Source organism: Marinomonas algarum, from assembly GCF_020532605.1.
In the GTDB taxonomy this organism is placed as follows: domain Bacteria; phylum Pseudomonadota; class Gammaproteobacteria; order Pseudomonadales; family Marinomonadaceae; genus Marinomonas; species Marinomonas algarum.
Genome location: NZ_JAJATW010000018.1, coordinates 1 through 13,293 on the forward strand (window position 1 = coordinate 1; position 13,293 = coordinate 13,293).

At 45.4% G+C, this 13,293-nt stretch carries 11 protein-coding genes; 9 read left to right on the forward strand and 2 right to left on the reverse strand.

Features of this window, described 5'->3' with window-relative positions:
- Positions 1-144: 144 nt before the first annotated feature.
- A complete protein-coding gene (locus LG368_RS11530; RefSeq protein WP_226754938.1) occupies positions 145-1,119 on the reverse strand; it encodes an IS5 family transposase in 975 nt (324 codons plus the stop codon).
- Between LG368_RS11530 and LG368_RS11535 the strand changes: the two genes are divergently transcribed.
- On the forward strand, positions 1,115-1,318 hold the full coding sequence (locus LG368_RS11535; RefSeq protein WP_226754876.1) for a hypothetical protein: 204 nt from the start codon (positions 1,115-1,117) through the stop codon (positions 1,316-1,318). The two genes, LG368_RS11530 and LG368_RS11535, sit on opposite strands and share 5 nt — an antisense overlap.
- Before the next feature lie 26 nt (positions 1,319-1,344).
- Here LG368_RS11535 and LG368_RS11540 read toward each other — a convergent pair whose 3' ends face one another.
- Complete coding sequence (locus LG368_RS11540) at positions 1,345-2,151, reverse strand: substrate-binding periplasmic protein (RefSeq protein WP_226754877.1); 807 nt, start codon at positions 2,149-2,151, stop codon at positions 1,345-1,347.
- Between the two features lie 180 nt (positions 2,152-2,331).
- Here LG368_RS11540 and LG368_RS11545 point away from each other — a divergent pair, with 180 nt between their 5' ends.
- The 8 genes from LG368_RS11545 to LG368_RS11580 all read left to right on the forward strand — a co-directional run bounded on the left by LG368_RS11545 (position 2,332) and on the right by LG368_RS11580 (position 13,282).
- Positions 2,332-5,277, forward strand: coding sequence for an HD domain-containing phosphohydrolase (locus LG368_RS11545; protein ID WP_226754878.1), 2,946 nt, complete (start codon positions 2,332-2,334; stop codon positions 5,275-5,277).
- Positions 5,278-5,442: 165 nt separating this feature from the next.
- A complete protein-coding gene (locus tag LG368_RS11550; protein ID WP_226754879.1) occupies positions 5,443-8,004 on the forward strand; it encodes an EAL domain-containing protein in 2,562 nt (853 codons plus the stop codon).
- Positions 8,004-9,227: a multidrug effflux MFS transporter gene (locus LG368_RS11555; RefSeq protein ID WP_226754939.1), complete on the forward strand. Its 1,224-nt coding sequence runs from the start codon at positions 8,004-8,006 to the stop codon at positions 9,225-9,227. The genes LG368_RS11550 and LG368_RS11555 overlap by 1 nt, the downstream gene beginning before the upstream one ends.
- A 33-nt stretch (positions 9,228-9,260) precedes the next feature.
- Complete coding sequence (locus LG368_RS11560; RefSeq protein WP_226754880.1) at positions 9,261-10,595, forward strand: MATE family efflux transporter; 1,335 nt, start codon at positions 9,261-9,263, stop codon at positions 10,593-10,595.
- 121 nt (positions 10,596-10,716) lie between these two features.
- Positions 10,717-11,463 carry a MotA/TolQ/ExbB proton channel family protein gene (locus LG368_RS11565; RefSeq protein WP_226754881.1) on the forward strand — a complete coding sequence of 249 codons (747 nt, stop codon included), beginning with the start codon at positions 10,717-10,719 and terminating at the stop codon, positions 11,461-11,463.
- Complete coding sequence (locus LG368_RS11570) at positions 11,453-11,875, forward strand: ExbD/TolR family protein (RefSeq protein WP_226754882.1); 423 nt, start codon at positions 11,453-11,455, stop codon at positions 11,873-11,875. Before LG368_RS11565 ends, LG368_RS11570 begins: the two co-directional genes overlap by 11 nt.
- A complete protein-coding gene (locus LG368_RS11575; protein ID WP_226754883.1) occupies positions 11,872-12,309 on the forward strand; it encodes an ExbD/TolR family protein in 438 nt (145 codons plus the stop codon). The genes LG368_RS11570 and LG368_RS11575 overlap by 4 nt, the downstream gene beginning before the upstream one ends.
- Complete coding sequence (locus LG368_RS11580) at positions 12,299-13,282, forward strand: energy transducer TonB (protein ID WP_226754884.1); 984 nt, start codon at positions 12,299-12,301, stop codon at positions 13,280-13,282. Before LG368_RS11575 ends, LG368_RS11580 begins: the two co-directional genes overlap by 11 nt.
- Positions 13,283-13,293: the final 11 nt, after the last annotated feature.

Genomic DNA, 13,293 nt, shown 5'->3' on the forward strand with positions numbered 1-13,293 from the left:
GGGAACGTGCGATTAAGTCAGCTAGTTAGTACGAAATCACTACTGACTTGATTTGCTTTTCAATTTGCTCAAAACCTCAGTTTTTAGTGTGTCTTATCCTCTAGTTGAAGCCTTTAAAGCTCCAACTACCGTCATCCAGACGGATTAACTCCGTGCAGATCTTATCATCTGATCCACTCGCAGTATGTTTCCCAGTGCAAATAACACGGCGAGCTTATTGTCATTTTTTGATAAGCCTTTATAGACTACTTTGCGGAAGCCAAACTGGCACTTAAGTATTCGAAACGGGTGCTCTACTTTTGCTCTGATGCTCGCTTTTATGTACTCAGTGTTAATGGGCTTTTTATTAATACGGGGATGCTTCTTCCATTCCCGAACCTTGCTTGGCATCTCCGCAATTAACCAGTCCAACTTCTTATCTTTGGTTTCCTCACGTTTTTCCACGCCACGGTAGCCTGAGTCGGCAGAGACAAACGTCTCATCGCCATGAATGAGTTCAGTGATTTGGTTTAGGTCATGTTCATTGGCGGAAGTGGTGGTGAAACTGTGCACCAAGCCACGTTTAGCATCGACTCCAATATGTGCCTTCAACCCAAAGAACCATTGGTTTCCCTTCTTAGTTTGATGCATTTCGGGATCGCGTGCTTTCGCTTTATTTTTGGTCGAGCTAGCGGCTTCAATAATAGTCGCGTCAACGATGGTGCCTTCTTTAAAGTAAATCCCCGAATCTGATAGCCATTTGTGGACTTCTTTAAAGAGCTTACGTCCAAGCTTATGCTTTTCCAGTAAATGCCTAAAATTCATAATAGTGGTGTGATCAGGTATTGCGCCTTCTAAAGATAACCCAGCAAACAGCCGCATAGAGGTAATCTCGTAAAGTGCGTCCTCCATGGCTGGATCCCCCATGCTGTACCAGTTCTGCATAAAGTGAATACGCAACATGGTAGACAAAGGATAGGGACGACGGCCGTTACCTGCTTTTGGATAGAAGGGTTCAATTTGGTCTTCAAGCTGTTGCCAGGGAATCAACTCATCCATTCGACTGAGGAAGAGTTCTTTGCGAGTTTTGCGGCGTTTGCTGGTAAATTCGGTGTCGGCGAAAGAGAGTTGGTTCATGATCGGCTGGAGTCGTAGTCAGATTAAGTCGGCAAGATTGTCTCATATTACCGACTTAATCGCATGTTCCCTAGAGAAAGTGTCACTACAGGATATTGCGCAAATTCCAGTGTCACATCAGCACATTGTTGTTGAAAAAATTGAAAGCCTGCAGGATGAGTTGAAGCAGCTAATGGTGAATCAAACAGGGGTGATACACTGATGGGTGCACTGATCAGGCCAATGAAGCTAATACTCTGTATTTCCCAGCATGGATGCGGCTTCGTCTTTTGACACGTAATTTTCTACGATCTCTTGGAAGCGCCCGTCTAAGCGAATTTGTTCAATAATACGGAGCCAGTTTGTACTTTGTGAACTGGAAAACCTGTGTTTTGCGAGCATAAAAGAAACAGTCACCGGCTTTGTTGGAGAAACATCTGTAATGCGAATCGAAGAGGGTTCCTCGCCTTGTGTAAAGAAAGAACGATAAACTTGCGGCAAACTCAAGGTAGCATCGACTTCGTCATTCAGGAGAGCCGCGACGCTTGCTTCATAATCAGGGTAAAGTTTAATCATGCCAAGGGACGCCATCTCTGACAGGTAATAGTTAAAATAATACCCGTAACCACCGCCTTGCGCCCTTGCGACAGTAACATTTTTTAGACTCTTTAGTTGTTGCAAGCTGGTGATGACAGGTAACCGGTCTGTATTGGCCAATAATAAGAATCGAATGTCGTAATATGGAATAAACCAAGCAAACAATTCTCTACTTGGTTCACGGCCTACACTGGGCACCCAGTCAATTTTCCCTTGTTCTAATAAATCGAATGCTTCATTACGCATAATAGGTGTCAAAGTGAATTGACAGCCTGTTATATCACTCAGTAAATTAAGTAAGTCTGGGTCAATGCCTTGCCCCTTGTTATACATCACTCCCGAGTTGGTTATACCAACAGAGATCGCGCTGTTGCCACACCCAAAGGCATCTGGTTTAGAGGCGGCGGCCTGTGAAACAGAAAGTAACAGTGTGATAAAGGTGGCAAAGATTGGGCGCATGATAAGTCTCCGCTCTGGTGGGAAAAAGAGCCAAATTGACAAAAATATTTAGTAGATAAAGATCAAATAAACCTCTACTTTTTTGTCTATATTAAGTGAGAAACTGCTTTAATACTGTAAGTTAAGTAAAGAACTTGCAAAAACCATACTGGGTGCAATAGATCAAGGAACTGACGGCTTATGCCACATCGAAAACCCAAAAAACGGCTTATCTCTGTCCAATCATTGCTTATTATTTCCAGTGTGACACTGGCGCTTATTGTCGCAGGCACCATGCTGACATTAGGGCAGCATGGTGTGAATAATGCCTTAAAAGCCGCATTAGAGGAGCAGTTTAATACCATCGGTATGATGGTTCGTGAGCGGGCTCGACGCTTAACGGAGCCGGTTCAGTCGCAGTTAAGTATCCTTATCCATGACCAAATTACAACGGCGCCAGACTTGAGTACGCGCTTGTCTCGGCTTCCGGTATTTTCAGAAGTCTTAAAAAGTAACTCAACGATCCGTAATGTCTATGTCGGCTATCCCAATGGTGAATTCTTTCTTATTCGGAAAACAGATACCGATTTAATTCGTTCTAGTTTCGATTTAAAGCGTACTACTGCTTACCTGGTGCAGACCATTACACAGGATGTCGATGGCAGTAAAGTGGGTGAGTATCGCCTGTATGATGCCGATCTTCATTTACAAGAAGTGCGTCAAAAACCAGATTATATTTATGACCCTCGTGAGCGTCCTTGGTACAAAGCCAGTGAAAAAACCGCACGATCAGTGACCAGCTCGCCATACACGTTTTTCACGTCTCAAAAAGTGGGTGTCACCATTTCTCAGCGTTCAATAAGTGCTTCTTCGATTGTGGGCTTTGATGCCACCATTGAGCAGCTGACTTCTGAAGTGAAAAGTCTGCAGATGATACCGGGCTCTGAGATTGCCATTACAGAGATGGATGGAACGCTGGTGGCGTATTCAGACCTTTCTGAACTGCTGACGAGAAACGCAGAAGGGGAATTAGTCCGTCAAAATATATTGAGTCTGCCTTCTCCTATTCTTAGCACCGCAGCTCGTAAAATGGGGATGTCCAGCGACTACCAACATGATGTTATTGACGTTATGGGAGAAGAGTGGGTTGTGTCCAGCCGACCTTTAGAGTTTGGCACAGTAACCGGTGCACGACTTTTACTGGCCGTCCCAGCAGATAAGTTGTTTGCTTCCACACGCAAAATTATTCGCGATCAAAGTATTGTGATCATTGTCATCTTAGCTCTCTTTATTCCCTTTGGCATTTTAGTGATTCGTCAAATTACTAAGCCATTGAGATTGCTCTCAAAAGATGTGCAAAAGCTGGCTTCGTTTGACTTTAATCATCCTATTTCTGTGTCATCGAGGGTGAGAGAAGCCTCAGAGTTAGCAGACACGGTTGAGCGCTTGCGTATCACTATTTTTCGCTTTTTAGAAATCAACCGCACCATCGCGGCTGAAGAAGATTTTAATACGCTACTGGTAAAAACCCTTGATGAGATCATTGCCACAACCGAGACACAAGCGGGTGTGTTGTATTTAACCGACAACGAAGGCAAGGCATTGGTTCCTTTTGCATCACGTGTTCAAAATGGCCATCCTATGGAGATGGATATTCCATCTGTGCCATTAAGTCAGCAGGACTCACTGCTTGTGCGTGCCATTACTAAGAAAGGCGCCGAAAATGTGAGTGCGTCGTGGCAAGAACTTGAGCAAATGGGGCTAGAAAACGTAAAAGAAGCCTTAGATGAGCCCGCTTCACATATATTAGCCACGCCCCTGTTTAACCGGAGCAATGACCTGGTTGGCATCATATTATTGTTTGAAACAGAAAGCATTGATCCAACCTTGATGCGGTTTGCGGAAGCGCTGTCAGGGTCTGCAGCCGTATCGGTCGAAGCCCGTCGACTTATCGCTGCGCAGCGTGAACTATTTGAAAGCTTTATTCAACTGATCGCAGGGGCTATCGATGCGAAAAGCCCCTATACTGGTGGCCATTGTGCGAGGGTACCAGAACTAACCAAGTTACTGGCAAAAGCCGCTGCAGAAGCGGAAAGTGGTCCTTTCGAAGACTTTAGTTTGTCTCGAGATGATTGGGAATCCATTCATGTTGCTTCTTGGTTGCATGACTGCGGGAAAATCACTACGCCGGAGTTTGTTATTGATAAGGCGACTAAGCTGGAAACCATTTATGACCGAATACACGAAATACGAATGCGCGTAGAAGTGATGAAGCGTGAAGCGGAAATTTGTAGCTTGCGCAATGTACTTAAAAAAGAAGATATCGCATTTGATGAAACGACGCTTCAAGCAGAGCTGGCTCAGCTAGACGAAGATTTTGCTTTTATTGCTCGTTTCAATCAGGGAGGTGAATATTTAGACGAGTCCAAACAAGACCGTATGAATGCCATTGCCCAAAAAACATGGACACGAACTCTGGATGATCGTCTTGGCATTTCTCACGAAGAATGGCACCGAAAAAATCGAACGGCTCCCGCTGTGCTGCCGGTGACTGAGCCGCTATTGGCTGATAAGCCAGAACACCTTTTTGAGCGACCAGAGTCGGAGGCATTACCGGAAGGCAACCCTTGGGGGTTCAAGATGGAAGTGCCTGAATACCTTTATCATCGTGGTGAGATGCATAATCTCTCCATACAGCGAGGGACCTTGACGCCAGAAGATCGCTATAAAATCAATGAGCATATTGTACAGACAATAAAAATGCTCGATAAGTTACCCTTCCCTAAACATTTACGAAATGTGCCAGAGCTAGCAGGTGGGCATCATGAAAAAATGGATGGTACGGGTTATCCAAAACGTCTGACACAACATGAAATGTCCCCCGTCGCCCGTATGATGGCGGTGGCTGACATTTTTGAAGCGTTGACTGCGGTCGATCGACCTTATAAGAAAGGTAAGATGTTATCCGAAGCAATAAAAATCATGTCTTTTATGGTGGAAAATCAACATATAGATCCTGATGTCTTCCGGCTTTTCTTAGAGTCTAAGGCTTATCTAATATATGCCCATGAATATATGAATCCGGATCAAATAGACACAGTGCACATAGCGGATTTCTTGTCCTCTAGAAACAGCGAAATTAGATAGCGGGCAGCAATAGGTGTTTCTTTTGGAATAGAATGTTAAGTACATTTACTTAGGCGTACTCATTGTTCATTGAGCGGGGTCATACAAAGCCTGTAAAAAATTGCGCGAATCAGATACATAAATGTTATTCTGATAAAACCCTTTTGAAGGACATAACGAGGATTTATGCCAGCTCAAGAATTGCTGTCGGATTTGTTTGTTGAAACATTAGAACAAGCCATGGATGGTGTCGTAGTGATCGACGCTAACAATCTCGTTGTGTTCTACAATCGCGCCGCAGAGGCTCTCTGGGGACACGCAAAGTCAGATGTTATCGGGCAGAATGTAAAAGTTCTTGTCCCCGATCAGCTCAAACCCCATCATGATCAATATGTGAATGCTAATCGAGTCACAGGCGAAGACAAAATAGTTGGCACACACCGTGAAGTAGAAATTGTCTGCAAAGATGGCACGACTAAATGGGGATCGATGTCGATCTCTAAAGTGTGTGTGGACGGCGAAAATTTATATACGGCGTTTGTCAAAGATGTAACAGACGCCGTCAAAGAACGCCAACGCATTGAAATGTTGTCTTTGGTGACAGACAAAACCAATAACGCTATTTTTATTACCGATGCTTCTTGGAACGTTGTGTATATTAATGAGGGTTTTACCTCGATTTTAGGCTACTGCGACGAGGATATTTTAGGGCGCACGCCCATTTCAGTCATTGCACCTAACTTTAGTAAAATAGAGCTCACCAAAGCACGCAGAACCTTTATCAGTGGTATCCCCGTTAAAGTGGATGAGTTGTTACAGGCAAAAAGCGGTCAGAAGTTGTGGTGTTCCGTTATGAGCAACCCCGTTTTTAATGATGCGGGTGAGTTGACTCATGTAGTAACCATCTTGTCTGAAATTACCAAGACAAAACTTCATGAAGTCTTGCATTCAAGAATGTTAGGCGCCATTGCACGAGATCAACCCTTGTCCATCATCATGGAGTCGGCTTGCCATGAAATCATCCGCATCATGACCGATGTAACGCCTGCGATTATGCAAGTTGATGATCATAATCGGTTACAACTGCTCTCTGCTCCACAATTACCCAGTCGATTTCGTAAAACGTTGAATAATGTGCCGATAGGGGCCTCTGTGGCGTCTGCCGGTACGGCGGCGCACCGACGTAAACCGGTACTCGTCACAGACATTTCTACCGACCCTTTATGGCAAGACTATCGTGAAGCCATTATGCCGTTTGGTTATAAAGGCTCTTGGGCAACACCGGTTCTAGGGAACCAAGGGGAGACGATCGGCGTCATCGTCTTCTATCGAAAAGACCACCACGTGCCTTCTCTATTGGAGCACCAGTTGGTCAACGCATTGGCGCCTTTGTGTGCCCTTGCCATTGAACGAGAAGAACAGCGTAAAAATATTCGTCACCTTGCTTACTACGACAGCCTGACAAAATTGCCGAATAGAAGCATGTTGCATGCGAAGGCTGAACAAGCGTTAAGAGAAGTACAACAGATAAAAAATGATTTGGCGGTGCTCTATGTGGATTTAGACCGTTTTAAGCAAATCAATGAAAGTTATGGCCAAGCAGTGGGTGACAAGCTGCTGATTGAAATCGCTGAGCGTTTGAAGCGTAAATGCCTACACCTGGATATTTGTGGGCGATTGTCAGGCGATGAGTTTCTGCTGGTCGTCACAGGTAAGAGAGCCAAAGCACTGAATTATTTTATTGAAGAGTTACGCCTGTCGATTGCCTGCCCGCTTGAGATTGATGGTGATATCCTGACGCCCTCGGCCAGCATCGGGATCAGTATTTTTCCGGAAGACGGCAATGATATTGGCACCTTGATGCACCGTGCTGATATGGCGATGTATCAGGCTAAAACAGCGGGTAAAGGACGCTTCGCTTTCTTTAGTCATGAGCTAAATCAGCTTGCGCTTGAGCGACAAGAGATGGAAGTTGAACTGCAAAAATCCATCGTAAACAACGAACTAGCGCTTCATTATCAGCCTCAAATGTGTATGAAAACGGGTCGTTTGTATGGTCTTGAAGCCTTAGCTAGGTGGTCGCACCCTAAATTTGGAGCGGTTTCTCCGGGGCGTTTTATCCCTCTGGCAGAAGAGTGTGGTTTGATTGGTGACCTAAGTCGCTGGGCCTTGAAGGCAGCGTGTCAGCAAATGGCAATATGGCGCAATAAAGGCATTGATATCCCCGCTGTATCAGTCAATTTATCACCGTTAAACTTTCATGATACCGACTTATGTCGCTTGATAAAGGCGCAATTGGAAGAGAATAACTTGCAACCTTCTGATATCACGTTGGAGCTGACAGAGAGTGTGCTGCTAGATGCGACACCAAGCACGATGCAAACTCTTCATGACATACACAGCATGGGAGTGCGTTTTTCCATTGACGATTTTGGAACCGGTTATTCTAGCCTAAGTTACCTGCGAAAAATTCCAATCAAAGAGCTTAAATTAGACAGCAGTTTTGTTTTTGAGTTAGAGCACGATGGTACCAGTCAATCATTGAGCAAAGCGGTATTACAAATTGGCGAAAGCCTGAATTTAGATGTTGTGGCTGAAGGTATTGAGCGTCAAGAGCAATATGCCATTCTTAAAAAGCAAGGTTATCATGTTGCGCAAGGTTACTTATTCTCGAAGCCATTGAATGCAGTGGAAATTGAGAGGTGGGTCATTGATGCGCAAACCAAAATGGTGCCGTCTTCTACTTGATGGACATAACAGGAACAAATAATCGTGGGGTGAAGCATCTACCGGAAAAAGAGCTGATTGCCCTATGTGCTTTGATGATGTCTCTGACGGCATTGAGTATGGACGCCATGTTGCCGGCGTTCTCTCAAATCGCAGAAGCGCTTTCTATTGTGGATTACCAGCAAACCCAGTGGTTCGTATCCGCTATGATTTTGGGTATGGTGTTTGGTGAGCTGTTTTTTGGCCCTTTATCGGATGCTATTGGTCGTAAAAAAAGCATTTTATCTGGTATTGGTGTCTACTTAATCGGTTCCATCATTGCTGTTTCAGCCTCTTCAATTGAAGCCTTCTTGCTCGGTCGAATGATTCAAGGGTTTGGTGTAGCGGGTCCAAAAATTGCCACCCGAGCGCTTATTCGAGACCTCTACAAGGGCGCAGCAATGGCGCGCATCATGTCTTTTGTCATGATGGTGTTTCTCTTAGTGCCTATGTTGGCGCCTTCTCTTGGTCAGCTTGTTATGAAAATAGCAGACTGGCGTTGGATTTTTACTTTGCTTATTGTGCAAGCGGCTCTGGCAGGAAGCTGGCTACTGATCCGTCAACCAGAGACGCTGGCAAAAGAGAATCGTATACCCTTGAGCCGAAAGCGTTTAACGGCAGATGTAAAAATGGTATTACAACATAGGGATGTGGTGGCCTTCACTGTCTTACTTGGGTGCATTTTTGGTGCCTTGATGATGTACATCAGTACCGCTCAGTCCTTGTTTCAGGATGTTTATCAAACGGGCGATCGTTTCCCACTGTATTTTGCTGTGATGGCCATTGGCTCGTCTTTCATCAATTTTTTCAATGCGAAAATCGTTCAGCGTGTGGGAATGCAGCGTTGTGTTATGGCGGCGTTGAGTGTTTTGTTAGCGGCGTCTTTCGTTTTATTGTCGTTAACTCTGGCATTTGATGGTGTTCCACCTTTCAGTGTCTTTATGGGATTGGGGCTGATCATGTTCTCTTGTTTTGGCATGATCTTTGGCAATGTTAACGCCATGGCGATGGAGCCATTAGGCAAGGTGGCGGGTCTTGCTTCGTCTTTAATTTCTTCTTTTTCCAGTCTGTTGGCCATTGTATTGGCGACAATCGTTGGGCAGTTCTATTACGCCAGCGTGACGCCACTGGCGAGTGGTTTTGTACTCTTCTCTCTTTTAGCGCTACTGATGCTGATATACGGTAATCGAATGCGAATAAGGTAGAATACTCACCTAATTTATTTTGTGAGTGTGTTTATGCCTTCTACCACCGCTTCTTCCTCTTTAGGTAAGCAGCTTTTTTCCATGACTTGGCCCATGTTGTTTGGGGTCTTATCCCTGATGAGTTTTCAACTGGTCGACAGCGCTTTTATTGGTCAGTTAGGTGTTTTGCCTCTGGCGGTACAGGGTTTTACGTTGCCTATGCAAATGCTTGTAATCGGTTTGCAAGTTGGCTTAGGAATAGCGACCACCGCGTTGATTTCACGTGCTTTGGGTGCAGGTCAGAGTATTTATGCAAAGCAGTTAGGAGGCCTTGTTTTGACAATAGGCAGCTTAGGCGTCGCTGCGTTTTGTGTTCTGCTTTGGTGTTTTCGTCATCCTATTTTATGGCTGTTAGGTGCACCTGACACTGTCCCTCCCATCATTGATGAGTATTGGCCTCATTGGCTTTTGAGCGCATGGGTGGGTGCGTTTGTGTATTTCTACTACAGTATTTGTCGAGCCAATGGCAATACCTTGCTGCCCGGTATCATGATGGTGGTGACCAGTGTGCTGAACGTGGTGTTGGATGCATTGTTTATTTTTACATTTGAATGGGGGCTCAATGGCGCGGCGATGGCAACGACACTCTCTTTTGTCTTGGGAGCGGTGGTTCTTGTGCCGCGGGTTGCTCGTCAGCATTGGCTGACTTTTCACTGGCATGATTTGGACTTTAGCAAAAGTATGGCATCTATCGGCCATATTATGGGGCCGGCGATGGTCAGTCAGCTCTTACCCCCAGTATCTTCTATATTAGCTACCAAGCTGATAGCCGGGTTTGGTACCGCTGCGGTTGCTTCTTGGGCGTTAGGATCACGGTTTGAGTTCTTTGCCATTGTGGCTGCATTGGCGATGACGATGTCTTTGCCCCCGATGATAGGGCGTCTGTTAGGAGCGAAAAAAGTGGACGATATTCGCTATCTTGTCTCTTTAGCGTGCCGCTTTGTTATCGGGTTTCAGTTACTGGTGGCTGTGATGACATTTTTTGCCTCCGACTTTTTAGCCAGTTTAATGGCCAGTGATCAAAGTGTGTCGACGATACTCAACTGGCATCTTATGACAGTGCCTTTTAGCCTTGGCTCATTGGGCGTGTGTATGATCATGGTGTCGGTGTCGAATGCATTAGGTAAGTCCTATGTTGGCCTTACGATTTCTGCCTTACGTTTGTTTGTTTTCTTTTTACCTTGTTTGTGGATTGGCGCTGAGTTAGCAGGGTTAAAAGGCGTTTTCGTGGGCGTGCTCATCGGTAATTTGCTGGCTGGCTGGTGTGCCTGGCGCTTGTATGTGAAAACCTTGGGCAAAGTCGCCCAAGCTGTGGGCTTAGAGAAGTAAAAAACACCATGTATAAGCGTCATCTATAGTTACAGTTGTCCTAATTAAGAAAATCATAGGTTGAAAATTTAAGTGAGAATGAATACTATTCATGAATTATTACACTCATTGGAGAACTATTGTGAATGCGCAAGTACAACAGAAAATAATCGACTTCTTAGAAGTTGGCGGGCCAGTGGTATGGATACTCATGGGTTTTTCTGTCGTGGCGCTGACCATTGTATTGCTTAAATTATGGCAATTGGCTGTACTGCGTGCAGAAAGCCTAAAAACCGCTAACCTCGCTTTAGGTCAATGGCGTGCCGGTGCCGGTGAGAAGTCATTGGGCTTATTAAACGAAAAGCGCCCTATTGATGATCTAGTGGCTTACACGATACGTGCCCTTCTTAAAGTGAACGCCAATGCAGACGTTATTCGTGAAGAAGTGGAACGACGCGCCATGAACCGTTTGAGCCAGCTGCGTGCTTACTTACGACCGTTAGAAATCATTGCGACACTCAGCCCACTGCTTGGTCTGTTGGGTACGGTATTAGGGATGATTACAGCGTTTCAGCAAATGGAAGGAGCCGGCAATCAAGTGGACCCCTCCGTATTATCAGGGGGTATTTGGCAAGCATTACTCACCACCGCAGTTGGTTTGGCGGTAGCGATTCCAGTGGTTACCTTGCACAGCTGGCTAGAGCGTAAAGTTGAGCGTATTGCTCACAACATGAACGACGCAGTGACGCAGGTATTTACGAGCAAGGCGGCGAATGTTTCGGCTAACCCAACGACCGAAGCGGTAACCTCTGAGCAAGAGTCTGGACAAGAAAAGGACAGTACAGAAAAGGACAATACAAACAAGGACAACGCTTTGCATGTCGCTTAATCTTTCTCAAACCAAACGTAAGAACGCCATTAGTTTAACGCCACTTATCGATGTGGTGTTTATTTTACTGCTGTTTTTTATGCTAACTTCCAGCTTTGTCCCTTGGCGTATCGTTGATACGCCTTTGTCTGTACCAACAGAAGCGGAAGCGACGCCAGAAGAAAGTGAAAATATCATACTCACGCTTAAGGCAAACGATGAGCAGGTTTGGATTGAAGAGCAGGTCGTGCGTTTTTCCGATCAGGCCGCTTTTGAAGCCTTGGTGACTGAAAATAATGCGGGTGTGTTCATTATTCAAGCGGAAGACGGTGTGACCTTGCAAACTCTGATGAGTTTAGCGGATCGCTTAAAACTCAATGGCGCAAAAACCGTATCCATTGCGAATGCCTTTGCAATGCCGGAGGCGAAATGAAAATAGGACAAAACTACGCGGCAAGGAAGGCGAACGACGATGACAACATGGTGCCATTGATTAATGTCGTCTTTCTAATGTTGGTGTTTTTCATGGTAGCAGGCCAAATTCGTAAAGCAGACCCTGTCCCCGTGATCCCTCCACAGTCGATTAACGACACTCGCGCAGCGACAGACCCAAGCATTGAGATTGTATTAGGCGCAGACAACAGTCTGTATGTGGATGATGTTCTATTTGTCATTGATGATGTTCAAGGGTATTTGGCAGATCAGTTTGCTGCCGCCATCGATAAAGACGGATTCTGGGTGCAAATTAAAGCGGATGGCGATTTATCCCTTGATGTACTGCGCCCTGTTTTTAATCAGGTACGTTTGGCGGGTCTGACAAAGGTAAGTTTAGCAACACAGTTAGAACGAGGTCAGGATGATCTTTAAACGACATTGGCTTATTGCAGGCGGTTTTGCGATATCAGTGCATGCCTTAGCATTTTATGCGGCTTTTAATTCACCGGCACCTGGCAGTCAAGCTCCGGGTTCCCAGGGTATAGAATTTGATCTTGGCATGGTTGGGGATTTAGGCGCCGCAGCGGAAACAACCTTAGCTCAAGCAGACGTTGAAATGGTAGAAGAGCCAGTCGAAGAGGTTGAGGAAGTTATTGAAGAGGTCGTCGAAGAGGAAATCGTCGAAGAAGAGATCATTGAAGAAGAAATCGTTGAGCCTGAACCTATTGTAGAACCAGAACCAGAACCAGAACCAGAACCAGAACCAGAACCAGAACCAGAACCAGAACCAGAGCCAGAACCAGAACCAGAACCAGAACCAGAACCAGAACCAGAACCTGTTGATGTAAAACAGGAGTCACCTATTGAGGTTGTGAAAGAGGAGCCAAAGCCTGAGCCTAAAGTGGCGCCTAAACCCGTTCCTAAAAAAGAGCCAAAGGTCGAGCCGGAAGAGAAACCTAAACCAAAACCTGTTCCTAAAAAAGAGCCCAAGCCGGAACCCAAAGTAGCGCCTAAAAAAGTCGTTGAAAAGGTGGCACCACCTTCTGCTGCGAACCAAAAAGCAACAACGGGTCGCTCAAATTCAGCCAGTAACGGGGGTAACCCAGGGGCTAAAGCGGATTATTTTTCTCAATTAACGGCTATATTAGCGCAAAACAAGCGTTACCCAAGGGCGTCTCGTCGCCGTAATGAAGAGGGAGTAGTGACTCTATCCTTTATTGCACATGCGGACGGTTCGGTGTCTGATGTAACCATCACGAAAAGCTCAGGGCATCGTCGTTTAGACAAGGCCGTATTGGATATGATTCAGCGTTCTGTTCCTTTGCCGCGTTTTACCAAAGGCATGGTAGAGAAACAATTGAAAGTGAATTTACCCGTCTCCTTTAAACTGAGTGACTATCGCTAGTGGCTCAGTGT

Coding starts and splice junctions, on each gene's coding strand:
- LG368_RS11535 (WP_226754876.1), top strand. CDS start 1,115: ATGATCGGCTGGAGTCGTAGTCAGATTAAGTCGGCAAGATTGTCTCAT.
- LG368_RS11540 (WP_226754877.1), bottom strand. CDS start 2,151: ATGCGCCCAATCTTTGCCACCTTTATCACACTGTTACTTTCTGTTTCA.
- LG368_RS11545 (WP_226754878.1), top strand. CDS start 2,332: ATGCCACATCGAAAACCCAAAAAACGGCTTATCTCTGTCCAATCATTG.
- LG368_RS11550 (WP_226754879.1), top strand. CDS start 5,443: ATGCCAGCTCAAGAATTGCTGTCGGATTTGTTTGTTGAAACATTAGAA.
- LG368_RS11555 (WP_226754939.1), top strand. CDS start 8,004: ATGGACATAACAGGAACAAATAATCGTGGGGTGAAGCATCTACCGGAA.
- LG368_RS11560 (WP_226754880.1), top strand. CDS start 9,261: ATGCCTTCTACCACCGCTTCTTCCTCTTTAGGTAAGCAGCTTTTTTCC.
- LG368_RS11570 (WP_226754882.1), top strand. CDS start 11,453: ATGTCGCTTAATCTTTCTCAAACCAAACGTAAGAACGCCATTAGTTTA.
- LG368_RS11575 (WP_226754883.1), top strand. CDS start 11,872: ATGAAAATAGGACAAAACTACGCGGCAAGGAAGGCGAACGACGATGAC.
- LG368_RS11580 (WP_226754884.1), top strand. CDS start 12,299: ATGATCTTTAAACGACATTGGCTTATTGCAGGCGGTTTTGCGATATCA.